The 19,145-nt window shown below is 71.6% G+C and carries 19 protein-coding genes; 11 read left to right on the plus strand and 8 right to left on the minus strand.

Going from position 1 to position 19,145, the window contains the following annotated elements:
• Positions 1–113: 113 nt before the first annotated feature.
• The 5 genes from ACZ4XX_RS11505 to ACZ4XX_RS11525 all read left to right on the plus strand — a co-directional run bounded on the left by ACZ4XX_RS11505 (position 114) and on the right by ACZ4XX_RS11525 (position 5,115).
• Positions 114–1,049, plus strand: a complete 936-nt coding sequence (locus ACZ4XX_RS11505) for a coiled-coil domain-containing protein (protein ID WP_187622557.1) — start codon at positions 114–116, stop codon at positions 1,047–1,049.
• Positions 1,050–1,197: 148 nt separating this feature from the next.
• The gene (locus ACZ4XX_RS11510) at positions 1,198–2,166 is read left to right on the plus strand and encodes an ABC transporter ATP-binding protein (RefSeq protein WP_468507725.1); all 969 of its coding nucleotides are present in this window, start codon (positions 1,198–1,200) and stop codon (positions 2,164–2,166) included.
• A 3-nt stretch (positions 2,167–2,169) separates the two neighbouring features.
• Positions 2,170–2,949 (plus strand): ABC transporter permease, encoded by a 780-nt coding sequence (locus ACZ4XX_RS11515; protein ID WP_468507726.1) that lies wholly within the window; start codon positions 2,170–2,172, stop codon positions 2,947–2,949.
• 178 nt (positions 2,950–3,127) lie between these two features.
• Entirely contained in the window at positions 3,128–4,282 is a 1,155-nt protein-coding gene (locus tag ACZ4XX_RS11520) for an ABC transporter ATP-binding protein (protein ID WP_468507727.1), read from the plus strand.
• The gene (locus tag ACZ4XX_RS11525) at positions 4,279–5,115 is read left to right on the plus strand and encodes an ABC transporter permease (protein ID WP_468507728.1); all 837 of its coding nucleotides are present in this window, start codon (positions 4,279–4,281) and stop codon (positions 5,113–5,115) included. The genes ACZ4XX_RS11520 and ACZ4XX_RS11525 overlap by 4 nt, the downstream gene beginning before the upstream one ends.
• A 37-nt stretch (positions 5,116–5,152) precedes the next feature.
• Here the strand turns inward: ACZ4XX_RS11525 and ACZ4XX_RS11530 are convergent, their stop codons facing one another.
• Positions 5,153–5,485, minus strand: a complete 333-nt coding sequence (locus ACZ4XX_RS11530; RefSeq protein ID WP_468507729.1) for an ATP/GTP-binding protein — start codon at positions 5,483–5,485, stop codon at positions 5,153–5,155.
• A gap of 199 nt (positions 5,486–5,684) precedes the next feature.
• Between ACZ4XX_RS11530 and ACZ4XX_RS11535 the strand changes: the two genes are divergently transcribed.
• A complete protein-coding gene (locus tag ACZ4XX_RS11535; protein ID WP_468507730.1) occupies positions 5,685–6,719 on the plus strand; it encodes an LLM class flavin-dependent oxidoreductase in 1,035 nt (344 codons plus the stop codon).
• A 132-nt stretch (positions 6,720–6,851) separates the two neighbouring features.
• On the opposite strand, the gene ACZ4XX_RS11540 is transcribed toward ACZ4XX_RS11535, so the two are convergent.
• Positions 6,852–7,244, minus strand: coding sequence for an SCO5389 family protein (locus tag ACZ4XX_RS11540; RefSeq protein WP_015036224.1), 393 nt, complete (start codon positions 7,242–7,244; stop codon positions 6,852–6,854).
• Positions 7,245–7,493: 249 nt separating this feature from the next.
• Here ACZ4XX_RS11540 and nucS point away from each other — a divergent pair, with 249 nt between their 5' ends.
• Complete coding sequence (gene nucS, locus ACZ4XX_RS11545) at positions 7,494–8,165, plus strand: endonuclease NucS (RefSeq protein WP_359208419.1); 672 nt, start codon at positions 7,494–7,496, stop codon at positions 8,163–8,165.
• Between the two features lie 82 nt (positions 8,166–8,247).
• Here the strand turns inward: nucS and ACZ4XX_RS11550 are convergent, their stop codons facing one another.
• The 3 genes from ACZ4XX_RS11550 to ACZ4XX_RS11560 all read right to left on the minus strand — a co-directional run bounded on the left by ACZ4XX_RS11550 (position 8,248) and on the right by ACZ4XX_RS11560 (position 12,531).
• On the minus strand, positions 8,248–10,938 hold the full coding sequence (locus ACZ4XX_RS11550) for an ATP-binding protein (RefSeq protein ID WP_468507731.1): 2,691 nt from the start codon (positions 10,936–10,938) through the stop codon (positions 8,248–8,250).
• A gap of 294 nt (positions 10,939–11,232) precedes the next feature.
• Complete coding sequence (locus tag ACZ4XX_RS11555; RefSeq protein ID WP_015036221.1) at positions 11,233–11,556, minus strand: STAS domain-containing protein; 324 nt, start codon at positions 11,554–11,556, stop codon at positions 11,233–11,235.
• Between the two features lie 126 nt (positions 11,557–11,682).
• Positions 11,683–12,531 (minus strand): 3-hydroxyacyl-CoA dehydrogenase family protein, encoded by an 849-nt coding sequence (locus ACZ4XX_RS11560; protein WP_468507732.1) that lies wholly within the window; start codon positions 12,529–12,531, stop codon positions 11,683–11,685.
• Positions 12,532–12,907: 376 nt separating this feature from the next.
• On the opposite strand from ACZ4XX_RS11560, the gene ACZ4XX_RS11565 reads away from it, so the two are divergent.
• The gene (locus ACZ4XX_RS11565) at positions 12,908–13,480 is read left to right on the plus strand and encodes a cob(I)yrinic acid a,c-diamide adenosyltransferase (protein ID WP_187622544.1); all 573 of its coding nucleotides are present in this window, start codon (positions 12,908–12,910) and stop codon (positions 13,478–13,480) included.
• Here ACZ4XX_RS11565 and ACZ4XX_RS11570 read toward each other — a convergent pair.
• A complete protein-coding gene (locus ACZ4XX_RS11570; RefSeq protein WP_468507733.1) occupies positions 13,400–14,023 on the minus strand; it encodes a hypothetical protein in 624 nt (207 codons plus the stop codon). The two genes, ACZ4XX_RS11565 and ACZ4XX_RS11570, sit on opposite strands and share 81 nt — an antisense overlap.
• 152 nt (positions 14,024–14,175) lie before the next feature.
• On the opposite strand from ACZ4XX_RS11570, the gene ACZ4XX_RS11575 reads away from it, so the two are divergent.
• The 3 genes from ACZ4XX_RS11575 (at position 14,176) to ACZ4XX_RS11585 (ending at position 18,005) form a co-directional block, all read left to right on the plus strand.
• A complete protein-coding gene (locus ACZ4XX_RS11575; protein ID WP_468507734.1) occupies positions 14,176–15,372 on the plus strand; it encodes a sensor histidine kinase in 1,197 nt (398 codons plus the stop codon).
• Positions 15,369–16,022 (plus strand): response regulator, encoded by a 654-nt coding sequence (locus tag ACZ4XX_RS11580; RefSeq protein ID WP_468507735.1) that lies wholly within the window; start codon positions 15,369–15,371, stop codon positions 16,020–16,022. Before ACZ4XX_RS11575 ends, ACZ4XX_RS11580 begins: the two co-directional genes overlap by 4 nt.
• Positions 16,023–16,157: 135 nt before the next feature.
• A complete protein-coding gene (locus tag ACZ4XX_RS11585) occupies positions 16,158–18,005 on the plus strand; it encodes a glycosyl hydrolase family 18 protein (protein WP_468507736.1) in 1,848 nt (615 codons plus the stop codon).
• Between the two features lie 73 nt (positions 18,006–18,078).
• Here the strand turns inward: ACZ4XX_RS11585 and ACZ4XX_RS11590 are convergent, their stop codons facing one another.
• Both ACZ4XX_RS11590 and ACZ4XX_RS11595 read right to left on the minus strand, forming a co-directional pair.
• Positions 18,079–18,525 carry a DUF2550 domain-containing protein gene (locus tag ACZ4XX_RS11590; protein ID WP_266896703.1) on the minus strand — a complete coding sequence of 149 codons (447 nt, stop codon included), beginning with the start codon at positions 18,523–18,525 and terminating at the stop codon, positions 18,079–18,081.
• Positions 18,526–18,667: 142 nt separating this feature from the next.
• Positions 18,668–19,042, minus strand: a complete 375-nt coding sequence (locus tag ACZ4XX_RS11595; RefSeq protein ID WP_024761909.1) for a F0F1 ATP synthase subunit epsilon — start codon at positions 19,040–19,042, stop codon at positions 18,668–18,670.
• Between the last annotated feature and the right edge of the window lie 103 nt (positions 19,043–19,145).

Below are 19,145 nucleotides of genomic sequence, written 5' to 3' on the forward strand. Positions count from 1 at the left end.
CACTCAAAAGGCTGGACATTCTCCAGATCAAACGGGCATACGCTCGATGACACGCCGCTTCGGCCCCTAGGATTCCCTCTAACACCTCACCGGTCTCATTCGACAGGAAACCCATGAGCGACACATCCTCCCCCTTCGGCTTCGAGCTCGTGCGGCGCGGTTACGACCGCGGTCAGGTGGACGACCGCATTACCAAGCTCGTGTCCGACCGCGACAGTGCACTGTCCCGCATCACCTCCCTGGAGAAGCGCATCGAGGAACTCCACCTCGAGACGCAGAACGCCCAGGCACAGGTCACCGACGCCGAGCCGTCGTACGCGGGGCTCGGCGCCCGGGTCGAGAAGATCCTCCGGCTCGCCGAGGAGGAGGCGAAGGACCTGCGTGAGGAGGCCCGTCGCGCCGCCGAGCAGCACCGCGAGCTGGCCGAGTCGGCCGCCCAGCAGGTGCGCAACGACGCGGAGTCCTTCGCGGCCGAGCGCAAGTCGAAGGCCGAGGACGAGGGCGTCCGCATCGTCGAGAAGGCGCAGGGCGAGGCCAACACGATGCGCGCCGAGGCGCAGAAGGACGCGCAGTCGAAGCGCGAGGAGGCGGACGCCCTCTTCGAGGAGACCCGCGCCAAGGCCGCCCAGGCCGCCGCGGACTTCGAGACCAACCTGGCCAAGCGCCGCGAGCAGTCGGAGCGCGACCTGGCCTCGCGTCAGGCCAAGGCCGAGAAGCGCCTCGCCGAGATCGAGCACCGCGCCGAGCAGCTCCGCCTCGAGGCCGAGAAGCTGCGTACGGACGCGGAGCGCCGGGCCCGCCAGACGGTGGAGACCGCGCAGCGCCAGGCCGAGGACATCGTGGCCGACGCGAACGCCAAGGCCGACCGGATCCGCAGCGAATCGGAGCGCGAGCTGGCGGCGCTGACGAACCGCCGGGACTCGATCAACGCGCAGCTGACCAACGTCCGCGAGATGCTGGCGACGCTGACCGGTGCCGCGGTGGCGGCGGCCGGCTCGCCGATCGACGACGAGCGTCCGGCGGGTGTTCCGGCCCAGCAGTCGCGCTGACGCCCGCCCCGTGTACGGCCGCCCCCCGTACGGCCGTCCGCGTCGTGGCCGTCGACCTGACGCACAGCCGGTAACGAGTTCGTAGCGTTCCCCAGACCCCCTGTCATTCCGGTGGCGGGGGGTTTTGCGCGCCCGTAGGTTGGGACTCATGATCGAGCTTGAGGGCCTGACCAAGCGATACGGGGCGAAGACCGCGGTCGACCATCTCTCCTTCCAGGTGCGTCCTGGGGTGATCACGGGCTTCCTCGGGCCCAACGGGGCGGGCAAGTCCACGACGATGCGGATGATGCTGGACCTGGACAACCCGACGAGCGGGACGGTCCGGATCGACGGCAAGCACTACCGGGAGCTCGAGGAGCCGCTGAAGTACATCGGCGCGCTGCTCGACGCCAAGGCCATGAACGGGGGGCGCTCGGCGTACAACAACCTGCTGTGTCTTGCGCAGTCGAACCGCATCCCGGAGCGCCGGGTGAGCGAGGTGCTGGACCTGGTGGGTCTGACGCCGGTCGCGAAGAAGAAGTCGAAGGGTTTCTCCCTCGGTATGGGGCAGCGGCTCGGCATCGCCTCGGCGTTGCTCGGCGATCCCGAGATCCTGATGTTCGACGAACCCGTCAATGGTCTGGACCCCGAGGGAATTCACTGGATCCGTAATCTGATGAAGGCGTTGGCGGCCGAGGGCCGGACGATCTTCGTTTCCAGCCATCTGATGAGTGAAATGGCCCTGACAGCCGATCATCTGATCGTGATCGGACAGGGAAAGCTGCTGGCCGACACGTCGATGGCGGATTTCATCCAGGAGAATTCCCGGAGTTATGTACGGCTGCGCTCTCCGCAGCAGGAGCGGCTCCGGGACCTGTTGCACACGCACGGGTTCATCGCGGTCGAGGCGGGCAACGGCACCCTCGAGGTGGACGGGGCGACGACCGAGAAGCTGGGTGAACTCGCCGCCGAGAACGGGCTCGTGCTGCACGAGCTGAGCTCCCAGCGCGCCTCGCTCGAAGAGGCCTTCATGCAGATGACGGCCAGTGCGGTGGAGTACCACGCGCACGGCACCGATGTACACGGTGGCGCTCCGGCGCCCGGCCCCCAGTGGGGCAAGACCTCCCAGGGAGCCTGAACGATGGCAGCGGCATCCGCGGTCCTGCAGTCCGAGTGGACCAAGATCCGGACGGTCTCGTCGACCGTCTGGACGCTCGCGAGCGCCTTCCTCGTCACGGTGGCGATGGGCGCGGGGCTGAGCGCCCTGGTGAGCTCCACCTTCGACGATCTGAGCGAGGCGGAGCGGGTCACCTTCGACCCCACCCTGGTCAGCTTCTCCGGGATGGTCCTGGGCCAGCTGGCGATGGTGGTCTTCGGTGTCCTGGTGGTGGGGACCGAGTACTCCTCCGGCATGATCCGCACCTCGCTGGCGGCCGTGCCGCAGCGCGCGACCTTCCTCTTCTCGAAGATCGCGGTGGCGGGCGGGCTCGCGTTCGCCGTGGGTCTCGCGACGAGCTTCCTCACCTTCTTCCTGTCGCAGGCCCTGCTGGGCGAGCACAGCGCCTCGATCGGTGACGACAACGTGCTGCGCGCCGTGTTCGGCGCCGGGCTCTACATGGGGCTGATCGCCCTGTTCTCCATGGGCGTGGCGGCGATGCTGCGCTCGTCAATGCTGTCGCTCGGCATCCTGGTGCCGTTCCTCCTGCTGGTCTCCAACATCCTCTCGGCGGTGCCGAAGGCGAAGGAGGTGGCCCAGTACTTCCCGGACCAGGCCGGCGCGAAGATCATGCGGGTCATCCCCGACGCCATGAACTCGGAGCCGGCTCCGTACGGCCCGTGGGCCGGACTGGGGATCATGGTGCTCTGGGTGGCGGCCGCGCTGCTCGGCGGCTACCTGGTGCTGAAGAAGCGGGACGCCTGAGCCGTCCGGGCCCCCTGGGGGAGAACCCTGAGGTTCCCCCCGGAGCGGGCCCGGAGGTCGTCTCCACTTCGCCGGAACCGTCAACGGCTGGATAAGCTCCTAGCTCATACGGGGGGCTCGGCCTTCGGCCGCCACGGCCCCGACATGGATGAGACCGACCTGTCGATGGGGCTGGAGAATGATCGAGGCAGTCGGCCTGACGAAGCGCTACGGCGCCAAGACGGCCGTGTACAACCTTTCCTTCCAGGTGAGGCCCGGTGTCGTCACCGGGTTCCTGGGGCCCAACGGGTCGGGCAAGTCGACCACGATGCGCATGATCCTGGGCCTCGACCGGCCCACCGCGGGACATGTCACGATCGGCGGCCACCCCTTCCGGCAGCTGCCGAACGCGCCCCGGCAGGTCGGCGCGCTGCTCGACGCCAAGGCCGTGCACGGCGGGCGGAGCGCGCGCAGCCATCTGCTGTCGCTCGCGCAGCTCGCCGGCATCCCGGCGCAGCGCGTCGACGAGGTCCTCGGCGTGGTCGGCCTCCAGGACGTCGCCAAGCGGCGTTCCAAGGGCTTCTCGCTCGGCATGGGCCAGCGGCTCGGCATCGCGGCGGCGCTCCTGGGCGACCCGCAGGTGCTGCTCTTCGACGAGCCGGTCAACGGCCTGGACCCGGAGGGCATCCTCTGGGTCCGCAACCTGATGAAGAAGCTGGCCGCCGAGGGGCGGACGGTCTTCGTCTCCAGCCACCTCATGAGCGAGATGGCCCTCACCGCCGACCATCTGATCGTGATCGGCCGTGGGCAGCTGCTCGCGGACATGAGCGTCACGGACTTCATCTCGGCGAACTCCGCCGACTTCGCCCGGGTGCGGACCCCCCAGACCGATCCGGGTCAGCGGGAGAAGCTGACGGCGGCTCTCATGGAGGCCGGCGGCCAGGTGATGTCCGAGCCGGACGGCGCGCTGCGGGTGACGGGCCTGCCGCTGCCGCGGATCAGCGACCTCGCGCACGGTGCGGACGTACGGCTCTGGGAGCTGTCCCCGCACCAGGCCTCCCTGGAGGAGGCGTACATGCGCCTGACGCAGGGCGCCGTGGACTACCGCTCCACCGACGACCGGCTCGCGCACCTCCAGCCGCCGCAGCAGCCCGGCCACCCGGGGTACGGCATGCCGCCGCAGCCGGTGGTGCAGGACGTGCCGCAGCAGGGCTGGTACGCCCCGCCGCCGCCCGGACAGAATCCTTACGCCGGGGCTCCCGGCCAGGCGCCCGCGCCCGGCCCGTACGCCTCTCCGGCCGCTCCGCAGCCGGGCACCCCCCAGCCGAGCGACACCCCCAAGGACGCCCGATGACCGCCCCCGCCCAGCACCACGCTCCGGCGCCGCACTCCTACGTCTCGCCGATCCCGGTCCGCCGGGCGAACCTCGGTGACGCCCTCGCCTCCGAGTGGACGAAGATCCGTTCGGTGCGTTCGACGCTGTGGACGCTCGGGGTCATGATCCTGCTGATGCTGGTCATCGGCCTCGGAGTGGCGGCGATCGCCGCGAGCTCCGAGGCCCCGATGGGCGACGAGTCCGCGCTCGGCTTCGGCTTCTTCGGGATGCTTCCGGCCTCGATCTGCGTGATCACCCTCGGGGTGCTGACCATCGCCTCCGAGTACGGCACCGGCATGATCCGTACGACGCTGACGGCCTGCCCGAGCCGGGCCCGGGTGCTCACGGCGAAGGCGATCGTCTTCTTCCTGCTCGTCTTCACGGTCACCACCGTGGTCGCCGCGCTCGTGGGGGCGGGGCAGGTCGCCCTGGTGGACACGGCGGACGCCCCGACGGCCGGCGAGTGGCTGCGGGCGACGGTCGGCGCGGGCGCCTACCTCGCGATGCTCGGGCTGCTCTCGCTGGCGCTCGGCACGCTGATCCGGCACTCGGCCGGTGCGATCACGGTGATGATCGGTCTGCTGCTGCTGCCGCTGGTGGCCGCGCTGTTCATGTTCTCCGAGGCGCTGAAGTCCGTGCAGGAGGCGCTCTTCACCTACGCGATCCCCTCGCAGATGATCTCGCTGTACGCGGCGCAGCCGCCGTTCGGGGACGACGGCCCGTCGGGCTGGGAGCCGCTGCTGATCATGACCGGGGTGGCCGGGGTCGCGCTCGCCGGCGCTTACGCGCTGCTGAACAACCGGGACGTGTGACCGCCCCTGGCCCAGGCCCGCGTCTTTGTACGTCGGCTCAGTACTTCGGCGCGTTCCGGGACCGCTGCACCCTGCTGGTGCGGCGGTCCTTCGCGTTCCAGCAGGCCTTGTGCCAGTGCCGCCGGTCGTCCACTCCCCCGTACTCCGGCCAGGCGACCACGTGCGGGGCGCCGCCCGGGATCTCCTGGTCGCAACCGGGGCAGCGGTAGCGCTTGCCGGGCGCGCTCGCCCCGGCGACGAGGCGGACGTACCACTCCTCGCCCTGCCAGGACTCGGTGCGCTGCACGCCGCCGTACCGGTCGCCGTGGTCGCCCTCCTGCTGCTGCTCGGGCTTCTCGCCGCCTCGGGAACGGTTGTGGCGCGGGGACACGGGCACACCTCACGGGGTCTGGGAACACGGACCGTTCCCTCAAGCCTACGGGCCGCGATGCGGTGCCCCGGGCCCCGTCCGCGACGGCTTAGACGAAAATCGCAAGAACTTCATGAACGGCCGTTGCCTTTGGCACGTGTCAGACGTTGGTGCCAGTGCGAGGGGAGTTACGCGTCGGCCGCAGAGGAGGCACAAGGCGATGCGCGTGGGTACGTTCGTTCTGGCAGCCCAGTTCCCGGGTCAGGGGCAGGGTGAGGCCCTGCACCGGGCGGTGCGGACCGCCGAGGTCGCGGAGGAGGCGGGCCTCGACTCGGTCTGGCTGGCCGAGCACCACTTCGTGCCGTACGGGGTCTGCCCCTCGGCCGTGACACTGGCCGCGCTGCTGCTGGGCCGCACACGGCGGCTGCGGGTGGGGACGGCGGTGAGCGTGCTGCCGAACGTCCACCCGGTCGCCCTGGGCGAGCAGGCGGCGCTGCTGCACCTCACCTCGGGCGGCAGGTTCACCCTCGGGGTGGGCCGGGGCGGCCCCTGGGTCGACCTGGAGGTCTTCGGCGCGGGCCTCGGGGCGTACGAGAAGGGCTTCCCCGAATCGCTCGACCTGTTGCTGCGCTGGCTCTCCGAGCCCCGTGTCGGCGCCGAGGGAGAACGGTTCGCCTTCCGCGAGGTACCGGTGGTGCCCCGCGCCGACGAGCTGATCGGCGGGGACCCGGCCCCCGAGGTGGTGGTGGCCTGCACGTCGCCGAGGAGTGTGCGGCTGGCCGCCGAGCGCGGACTGCCGATGCTGCTCGGGATGCACTGCGGCGACGAGGAGAAGGCCGAGATGGTCACGGCCTGGGCGCGCTGCGCACGGGAGGCCGGGCGGGACCCGGACGAGATCGCGCGGATCGGTTCCCACCACGTGTCGGCGGGCGTGGCACAGCTCGCGGACCGGGGCGCGGACGCGGCCGAGGCGCTGGTGAAGGCGATGCCGGGCTGGCTGAAGCAGGGCCTCGACGCGCATGTGACGGTCGACGGCCGGCACCGGGCGATGCGGGACCCCGTCGCGTACACGGAGCTGCTGTGCGGACTGCACCCGGTGGGCACGCCCCGGCGCGCGGCGGACCGGCTGGCGGCGACGGCGGAGCGCACGGGCATCACCCGCTTCGCCCTGCTCGCCGAGGGCACGGGCGACCTCGCGTCGACCGAGGAGAACGTGCGGCGGCTCGGCGCGGAGGTCCTGCCGCTGCTCGTCTGACCGTACGGACGCAAGTGCGAACCGTACGGGCTCAGGGCGGAGCCGTGCTGCCGCTCCGGCATCTCCGCGCGGCGATGCGCGTCGACACGCATCGATCGCGTCTCCCGCGATGGGGAGCGGCAGCACCATGTCTCAGCAGTCGCGCAGTTCCGGCGACTGGTTCAGCAGCTGCCCTCGTACGGACGTGAAGCGGGCAAGCCGCTCGTCCACCGACGGGTCCAGCGGGAAGACCGCCACCCGGTGGCAGTTCTGGAAGGCGAGACGCACCCCGAAATGCCGCTGCAGCGCACCACGAATGGCGTCGCTCGCGAGCGCGCGCAGCAGCTGACCACGTGCCTGCTCATTCGGCGGCGGCGTCTGGTTGTCGGCGAACTCTCCGCCGTCGACCTTCAGCTGGGCCACCAGAGAACTGATCATCTCCCATGCGTAGGGCAGGGAGGTCCGGACGCAGTCGACGAAGTCGGCTTCGTCGACCTCGCCTCGCTCGGCCTGTTCCAACAGTGCCGGTGAGACGTCGAGCGACATGGGTTCTCCTCTCGCGACCCCGCGGACGGGGTCTTGCGGGCAGGGCGAAGGCCGGGCCGCCCGCCACGCAGCGTGCACGGACGACGACCTCCAGCTTCCACGGTAAGCGCGCAGTCCTGCACGCACCAGGAGATGGGGAGCACAACCGGCTGATAACCGACGGGTGTTCGGCTCAGGATCATGCCCAGAGGGGGTCCGGGTGATGCCCGAATCGCGCGGAAGAGCGCCCGTCTTGTAGCGTTGGCGACCATGCGTCTCGTCATTGCCCGTTGCTCCGTGGACTACGCGGGCCGGCTCACGGCCCACCTGCCCTCCGCGCCCCGTCTGATCCTCATCAAGGCAGACGGCAGTGTCTCCATCCACGCGGACGACCGGGCGTACAAACCGCTCAACTGGATGTCCCCGCCGTGCACCCTCAAGGAGGGTGCGGACGGCGAGGCGGGCATCTGGACCGTGATCAACAAAGCGGGCGAGAAACTGATCATCACGATGGAGGAGATCCTCCACGACTCCTCGCACGAACTGGGTGTGGACCCCGGTCTCATCAAGGACGGCGTCGAGGCACACCTCCAGGAACTCCTCGCCGACCGCATCGAGACCCTCGGCGAGGGCTACACCCTGATCCGCCGCGAGTACCCGACCGCGATCGGCCCCGTGGACATCCTGTGCCGCGACTCGGACGGCGCGACGGTCGCGGTCGAGATCAAGCGGCGCGGCGAGATCGACGGCGTCGAGCAGCTGACCCGCTACCTGGAACTGCTCAACCGCGATCCGCACCTCGCCCCGGTGCGGGGCGTCTTCGCGGCGCAGGAGATCAAGCCGCAGGCCCGGGTCCTCGCGACCGACCGCGGGATCGGCTGCGTGGTCCTGGACTACAACGCGATGCGGGGCATCGAGGACGACAAGCTGCGGCTGTTCTAGCGGACGGCGACGGCGGTACGGAGAAGGCCCCGGGTGCGAGGAACGCGCCCGGGGCCTTCGTCGTACTCCGGCGGGACCGCCGTCAGGCGGGCGACGGGGAGCCGGTGGCGTCGCCCGGGGCGGGCGGGCCGCCGAGGGACGAGGAGGCGGAGATGCTGGGGCTGTTCTCCTCTTCGCTCGTCGGGGAGGTGGTCGGCGGATCCGTCGTCGGCTCCGGCGGCGTCGTCGTCACCGGCGGCGGGGTCGTCGTCGTCGGGTTCGGCTTCGGTGTCGTCGACGACGGCTTCGGGGGCGTCGTCGTGGGCCGCGGCGGCCGCGTGGTCGAGCCCGTCGGCGGGGCCGTCGTCGTCGTGGGCGGCGGGGTGGTGGACGGGCGGTCCGAGGACGACGGGGTGCCCGAGCTGCCAGGGGTGCCCGAGTCCGACGGGTCCGACGGGGAGGTGCTCCCCGAGGCGGAGGGGCTCGGGGAGCCGGAGCGGGTGGGCTCACCGGTCTCACCGGGCTCCCCCGCGTCGCCCTCGTCCGGCTGCTCCTCGCCGTCCGTGCCGTCGTCGGTGGTGTCGCCGGTGGCCGTGCTGTCGGAGGTGACGCGGTTGGTGGCCGGGTCCTCGCCGTTGCCGGACGTGGCGCCGAGGGTCACGACGGTGCCGAGGACGGCGACGAGGAGCGCGCCCGCGCCGACGGCGGCGAGGTTGCGGCGCGCGCCGTCGATGATGCCGCCCTTGAGGCTCGGGCGGCCCGCGCCCTTGGCGGTGTCGGGGCGGGTGATGAGCGTCGGGCCCTCGTCGGCGAAGTCGGGGAACGCCGGCATCGATGCCTTCGCCGGGCCTCGCCCGGGTCCGCCGGACGGCGGGGTCGGGCCCACGGCTCCCGCGGCTCCGGCCGGCAGCGCTGCCGGCGTCGTAGTCGGGAAGGGCTCGGGGGCCGGTCTGCGGCCGGGGCCGCGCAGGGAGGGAATGCCGCGGGGCGGCGAGACGGGCTCCTCGGCGCGGGTCGCGGCCGCGGCGGCGTGCTCCCCGGAGAGGTCGGCGACCAGGGCGAGCGCCCGGCGTCCCGCGACGGTGCCGCGCTTGTCGGCGAGCACGCCGCGCATGCCGATGGAGGCCTCCAGCTCGGCGCGGGCCCGCTCCAGGTTTCCGGCGCACAGGGCGAGGACACCGAGCTCGTGGTGGAAGTAGGCCTCCTCGGCGACCTCGCCGGTGAGCCGGGCGGCCTCCTGTCCGGCGCGCAGGGCCCGCTCCCAGGCGCCCCAGTGCAGTCCGGCGGCGAAGGCGGGGGCGGCGGCGCGGGCGAGCAGGACGGCGGTGGCGCGGTGCTCGGCCTCCGTCTCGGGGGTGCCCCCGGTGCCGGTGACGAGGGCGGACAGGGCGGCGAGAAGGGCGTCGGACTCGGCGGCGGCCCGCTCGGGGGTGACGGAGGGGTGGGCGGCCCACCAGGCGTAGTGCTGGGCGACGGTGTGGGCGCGGTCGGCGGCAGCGTCGCCGGGCCCGTACCCCTGGGCGAGGAGCTGGGTGAGGACCCCGGCGGCGAGCCGGTAGCGGGGTCCGACCGGGGAGAGCAGGCCGCAGGCCCGCAGCTCGCCGAGAGCGGCGTCGGCGTGGGTGTCGCCGACGAGGGCCGGCAGATGGGCCTGGTGCGGGACCTCGCCGCCGAGGGCTACGGCGAAGCGCAGCGCGGTCTGGGCGGAGCGGCTGAGGCGGGAGGCGAGCAGGGCGGCGGGGGCGGCGCCCTCGCCGAGGCTGGGCAGGGGTATCTCGCGCAGTTCGACGTCGGGGTCGTCGACTCCGTCGAAGGCCGCCGCGGCGGCGACCGCGGCCGCTTCCGGGTCGGTCGGCCCGAAGGCCTCCTCCAGGGCGCCGAAGGCGTCGAACTCGGCGGGCGTGACGCGGAGCCGGTCGCGCTGGCGGAGCAGGGCGCCGGCCTGGACGAAGCGGAGGGGCAGGCCCTCGGACTCGAACCACAGGTCGCCGGCCCAGTTGGCCTCGTCGTCGGTGAGGGTGCGGCCGACGGCGCTCTCCAGGAGCTTGAGCGCGGCACCGCGGCCGAGGCCGGCGAGGTGGATGTCCTCGACGTGGGCGTCGGCGGAGGGGGCGGGGGTGTCGGGTCCCGCGGCGAGCAGGAAGGCGCACTCGGGGGCGGCGGCCAGGAACTCGTCGAGGGCGGCGCCGCCGAACTCCAGGTCGTCGACGACCACGACGGCGCCGATCTCGCGGAGCCGGTCGTGCAGCACGGTTCGGCCGGGCCGGTGGTCCGGGGCGTACCGGACGGCGGCGAACAGCTCGTGGAGGAGTTCGGCCGGGGTGCGGTGGTGGCCGGAGAGCCGGACGACTCCGTCGGGCGCGAGGTCGGCGCAGTCGGCGGCGACGGCGTCGAGGAGGGCGGTGCGGCCGGATCCGGCGGGGCCGGTCAGACGGGCGGAACGGCCGCGGCCGAGGATGCCGACGAGGCGCTCGCGCTCCTCCTGGCGTTCGAGGAGCGGCAGCGTGGGCGCGGCCGGGCCCGGTGGTACGGGCGGGGCGGCGGCGCGGGCGGCCTCGGCGCGCTCCTCGGCGGTGAGGGGGCGGGGGGCCGCGGGTTCGTGGCCGGGCGGGCAGGGTTCGATCTCGCTGCCGTCGACCGGGTTGACGGTGACGAGCAGGTCGCCGGAGACGAGCCGGACGACGCGGGCACGTGCGGGTGCGGGGGCCGGGGCGGGGGTGCCTCGTCCCTGGCGTGCGTCGTCGCCCTCGCCGTCGTGTCCGTACTCCTCCGGCCCCCGGTTGATCGGGTCCATGGTCCAAGCCCCCAAGAAGCGGTGTCCGGTGCCCGCCGGGTGGGTCCGTCAATGTGCAGGCGACCGAACCCTAGACCGTGGTCAGGCGCTCGGGAACAGGTGGGGTGCCCAGGAGACCCAGTCGTCACGGTCTTGTGAGGATTGAGCGTGACGCCTGGTTCACACAGCGGCTTCACAGGCGCGCCGCCGCGGGTCGTCCCGGTCCGGGTCGTCCCCGCTCGCGGGCGGCGTCACGGTCCGCGCCGAACCGCCGGCGGTCGGCGTCCCGGTCCGGGCAGGCCCCGCTCCGGGTGGTCACACCCGGGGCAGGGACTCCAGCGCGAGGCCGCCCTCGATGGCGAGGATGCGGTGCAGCTTGGTCGCGACGAGCAGCCGCTGCATCTGGGGCGGCACGCCGCGCAGGACGAGCCGCCGGCCGCAGCGGCCCGCGCGGCGGTGGGCGCCCATGATGACGCCGAGCCCGGTCGCGTCCCAGGAGTCGAGGCCGGTCAGGTCGAGCACCAGGTCTCCGACGCCGTCGTCGACGGCCGAGTGCAGGACCGTACGGGCGTCCGCCGCGCTCCGGACGTCGAGGCGGCCCCCGACGACCAGCTCGACATGGTCGCCCCTGATGTGCATATGCGCTCCCCGAGAGTGCTCCGTCTTCGCAACAACTGACTGCCGCACCGGCAGATACGTTGCGCCTTGTCAGCGAACCGATACCGAAATTCACCCCACGGGGTGAGGCGGGGTGGCGGGTACGGCTCAGTACTTGTAGAAGCCCTGCCCGCTCTTGCGGCCGATGTCACCCGCGTCCACCATCCGGCGCATCGCCTCGGGCACCGCGAACTTCTCGTCCTGGGACTCGGTGTAGATGTTGTTGGCCGCGTTCACCAGGATGTCGATGCCGGTGAGGTCGGCGGTGGCGAGCGGGCCCATCGCGTGGCCGAAGCCGAGCTTGCAGGCGATGTCGATGTCCTCGGCGGTGGCGACGCCGGACTCGTGGAGCTTGGCGGCCTCGACGACGAGGGCCGAGATGAGGCGGGTGGTGACGAAGCCGGCGACGTCGCGGTTGACGACGATGCAGGTCTTGCCGACGGACTCGGCGAACTCCCGGGCGGCGGCGAGGGTCTCGTCGCTGGTCTTGTAGCCGCGGACGAGCTCGACGAGCTGCATCATCGGGACCGGCGAGAAGAAGTGGACGCCGACGACGGACTCGGGGCGCCCGGTCACCGCGGCGATCTTGGTGATCGGGATCGCGGAGGTGTTGGAGGCGAGGACCGCGCCGTCCTTGACGACCTTGTCGAGCGAGCGGAAGATCTCGTGCTTGACGTCGAGGTTCTCGAAGACGGCCTCGACGACGATGTCGGCGTCGGCGACGGCCTCGAGCTCGGTGGTGGCGGTGATGCGGCCGAGCGCGGCCTCGGCGTCGGCGGCGTCCAGCCTGCCCTTCGCGACGAACCGGTCGTACGACGCCTTGATGCCGTCGGTGCCCCGGGTGAGGGCGGCGTCGGTGACGTCACGCAGGACGACGTCCCAGCCCGCCTGTGCCGAGACCTGCGCGATGCCGGATCCCATGAGTCCGGCCCCGATGACGGCGAGCTTCCTGGCCACGATGTTCCACCCCTTAACGCCTGTTCACTTCTGGCTCTTCGGCGGAGATTAGCGGTCGGGAGCCGTCATGTGACCGTGAAGTAATGCGCGTCACGCCCTGTTTGACGGACGTCACACTCGCAGCACCCCGTTCGGGCACCTCCGCCCCTCTCTCCCGGGCGTGGGCGCGCGGCGGCCGCTCCCCGGCGTCGCCGGTCCGGAGCTCCCGGCGCCTCCGTCGGCCCTGCCGGACCGCGTGGTCCGGCACCTTCTCGCTCCAGCGGTTCCTCGACCCCGTCGAGGAGCACGAGGGCCTCGCGGGACCTCGCGGAGGGGCTCGCCGTGACGGTCGGCACACGGACGTTCCGGAAGGCCATCGCCTCACTAGGCTGGGCCCATGGTCAATCTGACGCGCATCTACACCCGTACCGGCGACCAGGGCACCACGGCGCTCGGCGACATGAGCAGGACCGCCAAGACGGATCTGCGGATCTCGGCCTACGCCGACGCCAACGAGGCCAACGCCGCCATCGGCACGGCGATCGCCCTCGGGCAGCTCGACGCGGAGGTCGTGAAGGTGCTCGTCCGGGTGCAGAACGACCTGTTCGACGTGGGCGCGGACCTCTGCACCCCGGTGGTCGAGGACCCGAAGTACCCGCCGCTGCGGGTCGAGCAGTCGTACGTCGACAAGCTGGAGGCCGACTGCGACCTCTTCCTCGAGCAGCTCGACAAGCTGCGCTCCTTCATCCTGCCGGGCGGCACGCCCGGGGCAGCGCTGCTGCACCAGGCGTGCACGGTGGTCCGGCGGGCGGAGCGCTCCACCTGGGCGGCCCTGGAGGTGCACGGCGAGACGATGAACGCCCTGACCGCCACGTACCTCAACCGCCTCTCAGACCTGCTCTTCATCCTTGCCCGGACGGCGAACAAGGAGGTCGGGGACGTGCTCTGGGTCCCGGGCGGGGACCGCTGAGGTCGCTCCCTCCGGGGCCTTCCGCGGCCAGATCGCGTAGCTGAGCGCGATCAGGCCGTGGATGCCCGCCGCCCGCCAGGCGACGAAGATCCAGCCGTACAGGCTGTCGGTGTTCCCGTCCCCGCCGACGTACAGGGCGGCCAGGAGCAGCAGTCCCGAGGCGACGGCCGCCGCCGTCACCGAGCCCAGCCAGACCTTGCCCTCGTGGCGGGCGCGGGCCATCCCGTACTGCGGAGGCTTCGGGGGCCGGAGCGCGCCGCCGAAGCGGTGGGCGGCGTGGCCGTCGAGCCACTTCACGGTGCGGTGGCCGTGGCCGACGGTGTAGCCGATGTAGAGGGCGGCGAGGCCGTGCTTCCAGCTGGGGTCGGCGCCGTTCTTGAGGTCGATCGCGGTGACGACGAGGAGGAGGACCTCCAGGAGCGGCTCGCAGAGCAGCAGCGCGATACCCGTCCGGGGCATCTTCAGGAGGTAGCGGGCGGCGAGGCCGGCGGCCAGCAGGACCCAGAAGCCCACCTCGCAGATGACGATCAGCGTGACGATCACGACGGTTCCCCTTTCGGTACTCCCTCAGCGTCCCCCGGCGGCCGGGCGGGATCGTCGTCGCCGATGACGAAGTACGCCTACATCCTTCGACGGAGGAGCGGATCGCCCAGGACGGCGAGGCCCGGGGCGGGCGGGCCGTGTTGGATGGGAACGTGACATTCCCCCGACCCCACCGCGTCGACCTGCTCATGGCCGCCGGAGGCCTCGCCATCGGTCTGCTGATGTGGTCCTTCGGGCTGCACACCCAGACCGACCGGATGATCACCGCGCGCTGGGCGACCCTGATCCCGCTCTTCGTCATGGCCGCGTTGGTGGCCGTCCGCCGGACGATGCCGCGGACTGCCCTGGCCGTGGGCACGGTCGCTCTCGTCGCGGACCAGTTCACCTACGGCACGCTCGTGACCGCGCTTATGTACACGGACCTGGTCTACGCGGCCGTGGTCTACGGGTCGGCCGCCGCCGCGCGGCGCATCCCCTACACGACCGGACTCATCACGATCGGCGTGACGATCGGCTTCCTCGTCTGGTGGCAGAACGCGATCGCCCTGGTGATCGGCCTGCTCACCGGCATGGTGTCGTTCCTGCCCGCGCTGACCGGCGCGGTCGTACGCACGCACCGCCAGGCCGCCGACGCCGCCCTCCTCCGCGCGGAGCAGACCGCGCTGCTCGCCGAGATGGACCGTTCGCAGGCCGTCGTGGCCGAGCGGGCGCGGATGGCGCGCGAGCTGCACGACATGGTCGCCAACCACCTCTCGGCCATCGCGATCCACTCCACCGCGGCGATGTCGATCGACGAACCGGCCACCACCCGGCAGGCGCTGGGCGTGATCCGGGAGAACAGTGTGGCCGGCCTCTCGGAGATGCGGCGGCTCATCGGCCTCCTCCGGGACAGCAGCGGGGACTCGGAGCCCGCCGCCGCGCCCACGCTCGCCGGTCTGGACGCCCTGGTCGACCAGGCGCGGGCCAACGCCGGGCCGAGCGGTCTCGACCTCGTCCTGGAGGACGGCCGCGATTCCACGGCCGTCCTCCCGGCGCCGGTGGAGCTCGCCGCGTACCGGATCGTGCAGGAGTCCCTGACGAACGCGCTCAAGCACGCGGCACCGGGCGAGGTCCGGGTCGTGCTCGGCGGCGGGCAGGCGGCCCTTACTGTCGAGGTGACGAGTCCGCGCGGGGAGCGCCCCGGCCCGACGGCACCCGGTTCGGGCGCCGGTCTGGTGGGGATGCGGGAGCGGGCGGACCTGCTGGGAGGCGTGTTCGATGCGGGTCCGGTGACGGACCGCGAAGGACGGAAGCAGTGGCGGGTCAGGGCGGAACTGCCCATGGACGTGAACGACGAGGAGCGGGCATGACAGTGCGGGTGGTGGTCGCCGAGGACCAGTCCGCGGTACGGGCGGGGCTTGTGCTCATCCTGGGCAGCGCACCGGACATCGAGGTGGTCGGCGAGGCGGCGGACGGCGAGCGGGCGGTGGAGCTGGCCCGTGAACTGCGTCCCGATCTGGTCCTGATGGATGTGCAGATGCCCCGGATGGACGGGGTGACGGCGACCGGGATCGTCGTGTCGGAGGGGCTCGCCGATGTGCTGGTCCTGACGACCTTCGATCTCGACGCGTACGTCTTCGGGGCACTGCGGGCGGGGGCGTCGGGCTTCCTGTTGAAGAACGCGGAGGCGCGGGAGCTGATCGAGGCGGTCCGGACGGTGGCGCGGGGCGAGGGGTTGATCGCCCCCGCGGTGACCCGGCGGCTGATCGCGGAGTTCGCGGCGACGGGCGCACCGGTGCGTCCGACGGCGAAGACGGACCCCTCCGTGCTCGATGTCCTGACGCCCCGGGAGCGGGAGGTCCTGTCGACGCTCGGCCAGGGCCTGTCGAACGCGGAGATCGCGGTACGGCTCGACATGGCGGAGGCGACGGTGAAGACCCACGTCAGCAAGGTGCTGGGGAAACTGGCGCTGCGGAGCAGGGTCCAAGCTGCGGTCCTGGCACAGGAGTTGGGCGTCTGAGAAGACATCGGCGACGTTGGTCTGGACCTCTTGACGATTGGTCCAGACCTTCCTACGCTCGCGGGGCGCGCGCATCTTCACGGACCACCGGACCACCCCCACCACACAAGTCCGTCCGCAACTTGAGGAGCACCGTTGAGCACTCAAGCACCGACGCGCAGAACAGGGTTCAGACACCGGGCCGCCGCCGGCCTCACCGCCCTGATCCTGCCCCTCGCCGCCATGGTCGGCCTCGCCACACCCGCCGAAGCGGCCACCTCGGCCACCGCCACGTACACCAAGACCCAGGACTGGGGCACCGGATTCGGTGCCAGCTGGACCGTCAAGAACACCGGCACCACCACCATCAACTCCTGGACCGTCGAGTGGGACTACCCCGCCGGCACCTCCGTGACCTCCGCCTGGGACGCCACCGTCACCAGCTCCGGCACCCACTGGACCGCCAAGAACGTCGGCTGGAACGGCACCCTCGCCCCCGGCGCCTCCATCTCCTTCGGCTACAACGGCGCGGGCCCCGGCGCCCCCAGCGGCTGTAAGATCAACGGCGCCGCCTGCGACGGCACGAGCCAGCCCGGCGACAACGCCCCCTCGGCCCCCGGCACCCCCGTCGCCTCCGACATCACCGACACCTCGGTGAAGCTCACCTGGACCGCGGCCACCGACGACAAGGGCATCAAGAACTACGACGTCAAGCGCGACGGCACCACCGTCGCCACCGTCACCGGCCTCACCTACACCAACACGGGTCTGACCGCCGGCACCGACTACCGCTACACGGTCGTCGCCCGCGACACCATCGACCAGACCGGCCCGGACTCCGGCGCGACCCCCGTCCGCACCACCGGCGGCGGTGGCGGCCAGCCGCTCCCCAACGCGGTGAAGATGGGCTACTTCACCAACTGGGGCGTCTACGGGCGCAACTACCACGTGAAGAACATCGTGACCTCGGGCTCCGCTTCCAAGATCACCCACATCAACTACGCCTTCGGCAACGTCCAGGGCGGCAAGTGCACCATCGGTGACGCCTACGCCGACTACGACAAGGCCTACACCGCCGACCAGTCCGTCGACGGCGTCGCCGACACCTGGGACCAGCCGCTGCGCGGCAACTTCAACCAGCTGCGCAAGCTGAAGAAGGCCTACCCGAACATCAAGATCCTCTGGTCCTTCGGCGGCTGGACCTGGTCCGGCGGCTTCGGCCAGGCCGTACAGAACCCGGCCGCCTTCGCACAGTCCTGCTACGACCTGGTCGAGGACCCGCGCTGGGCCGACGTCTTCGACGGCATCGACCTGGACTGGGAGTACCCCAACTCCTGCGGTCTCTCCTGTGACACCAGCGGCGCCGCCTCCTTCAAGAACATGATGCAGGCCATGCGGGCCAAGTTCGGCGCGAACTACCTCGTCACCGCGGCCGTCACGGCCGACGCCTCCGCCGGCGGCAAGATCGACGCCGCCGACTACGCGGGCGCCGCGCCGTACATGAACTGGTTCAACGTCATGACGTACGACTTCTTCGGCGCCTGGGCGGCGCAGGGCCCGACGGCCCCGCACTCCCCCCTCACCTCGTACTCCGGCATCCCGCAGGCGGGCTTCAACTCCGCCGAGGCGATCGCCAAGTTCAAGGCGAAGGGCGTCCCCGCCAACAAGCTGCTGCTCGGCATCGGCTTCTACGGCCGCGGCTGGACCGGCGTCACCCAGGCCGCCCCCGGCGGCACGGCGACCGGCCCGGCCCCGGGCACCTACGAGCAGGGCATCGAGGACTACAAGGTCCTCAAGACCTCCTGCCCGTCCACCGGCACCATCGCGGGCACCGCCTACGCCAAGTGCGGCAGCAACTGGTGGAGCTACGACACCCCCGCCACCGTGAACTCGAAGATGAGCTGGGCCAAGAACCAGGGCCTCGGCGGAGCGTTCTTCTGGGAGTTCAGCGGTGACACCACCAACGGCGAGCTCGTCGGCGCCATCAACACCGGTCTGAACTAGCCCCCCACGGGGACACGACGAAGCGGGGGCCGGCGCAGCACGCCGACCCCCGCTTCCTCACGCGACAGGGAACTCAAGCGACATTGACCCGCTGACCGGGCGGCGCCGCCTCCAGCCAGGCCATGAAACCCGTCCGGGCGTCCTCGCTCATCGCGAGCTCCAGGCGGACGCCCTCGTACATACAGGGCTGGATCACCATCTCGGAGAGCAGCGCGAGTTCCTCCTCGCCCTCCGGCATCCGGCGCTCCAGGGCCACGATGGACGAACGCTCCAGGACCCGGCGCGGACGGGGCGCGTACGAGAAGACCCGGAACCAGGCGATCTCGTCGCCGCTGTAGCGGGCGACGCCGTACACCCACCCCTTGCCGCTCGGATCCGGCTCGTCCGGGACGTTCCAGTGCAGCGAGCAGTCGAAGGTGCCGCCGGCACGCTGGATCAGCCTCCGGCGCAAGCCGAAGACGAAGAGCCCGATCACCACCAGTGCGACGACCAGGCCGCACACGAGCAGAGCGAGGAACATCTTCACCGACCTCCTCGCTGCGTCCCGTAGCCGGCACCGCCGACAGAACCGAATACAACCTGCATCTGCATCGCCTCAGCCGCGGCACGGTCTGGAAAATTCCAGCCGTGCCGCGGCTGAGGGCACTACTCTGCGCGGACCGTCAGCGGACCGCTACCGCGCGCAGCCGGACATCGGCGCGCCGCTCGGCGGCCGCGTCGGAATCCGACTTCGCACGCTCCAGCGCGCGCTCGGCGCGCTGGGCGTCGATCTCGTCCGCCAGCTCGCAGATCTCCGCGAGCAGAGACAGCTTGTCGTCGGCGAACGAGATGAATCCACCGTGGACGGCGGCGACGACAGTCGCGCCCTCACTGGTACGGATGGTCACCGGGCCCGACTCCAGCACACCGAGCAGCGGCTGGTGGCCGGGCATGACGCCGATGTCGCCGGAGGTGGTACGCGCGATGACCAGGGTGGCCTCGCCGGACCAGACACTCCGGTCCGCGGCGACCAGCTCGACGTGCAGCTCAGCAGCCAAGGGTGGCTCCTCGGGTCACCACCCGGCGGTCGTGCCGGGTGTTGGGGTCAATTCTAGTGGGCGTGGTGAGGGGGGCGGGACCGATCCCGCCCCCCTCGGGAGA

Source organism: Streptomyces sp. NPDC029956 (assembly GCF_055574655.1).

What these genes read in the sequence shown, in the direction of transcription:
- ACZ4XX_RS11555 (WP_015036221.1), bottom strand. Translation starts at nt 11,556, where the DNA reads ATGCACATCAGGGGCGACCATGTCGAGCTGGTCGTCGGGGGCCGCCTC.
- ACZ4XX_RS11525 (WP_468507728.1), top strand. Translation starts at nt 4,279, where the DNA reads ATGACCGCCCCCGCCCAGCACCACGCTCCGGCGCCGCACTCCTACGTC.
- ACZ4XX_RS11515 (WP_468507726.1), top strand. Translation starts at nt 2,170, where the DNA reads ATGGCAGCGGCATCCGCGGTCCTGCAGTCCGAGTGGACCAAGATCCGG.
- ACZ4XX_RS11535 (WP_468507730.1), top strand. Translation starts at nt 5,685, where the DNA reads ATGCGCGTGGGTACGTTCGTTCTGGCAGCCCAGTTCCCGGGTCAGGGG.
- ACZ4XX_RS11580 (WP_468507735.1), top strand. Translation starts at nt 15,369, where the DNA reads ATGACAGTGCGGGTGGTGGTCGCCGAGGACCAGTCCGCGGTACGGGCG.
- ACZ4XX_RS11520 (WP_468507727.1), top strand. Translation starts at nt 3,128, where the DNA reads ATGATCGAGGCAGTCGGCCTGACGAAGCGCTACGGCGCCAAGACGGCC.
- ACZ4XX_RS11565 (WP_187622544.1), top strand. Translation starts at nt 12,908, where the DNA reads ATGGTCAATCTGACGCGCATCTACACCCGTACCGGCGACCAGGGCACC.
- ACZ4XX_RS11590 (WP_266896703.1), bottom strand. Translation starts at nt 18,525, where the DNA reads ATGTTCCTCGCTCTGCTCGTGTGCGGCCTGGTCGTCGCACTGGTGGTG.
- ACZ4XX_RS11510 (WP_468507725.1), top strand. Translation starts at nt 1,198, where the DNA reads ATGATCGAGCTTGAGGGCCTGACCAAGCGATACGGGGCGAAGACCGCG.
- nucS (WP_359208419.1), top strand. Translation starts at nt 7,494, where the DNA reads ATGCGTCTCGTCATTGCCCGTTGCTCCGTGGACTACGCGGGCCGGCTC.
- ACZ4XX_RS11505 (WP_187622557.1), top strand. Translation starts at nt 114, where the DNA reads ATGAGCGACACATCCTCCCCCTTCGGCTTCGAGCTCGTGCGGCGCGGT.
- ACZ4XX_RS11550 (WP_468507731.1), bottom strand. Translation starts at nt 10,938, where the DNA reads ATGGACCCGATCAACCGGGGGCCGGAGGAGTACGGACACGACGGCGAG.
- ACZ4XX_RS11540 (WP_015036224.1), bottom strand. Translation starts at nt 7,244, where the DNA reads ATGTCGCTCGACGTCTCACCGGCACTGTTGGAACAGGCCGAGCGAGGC.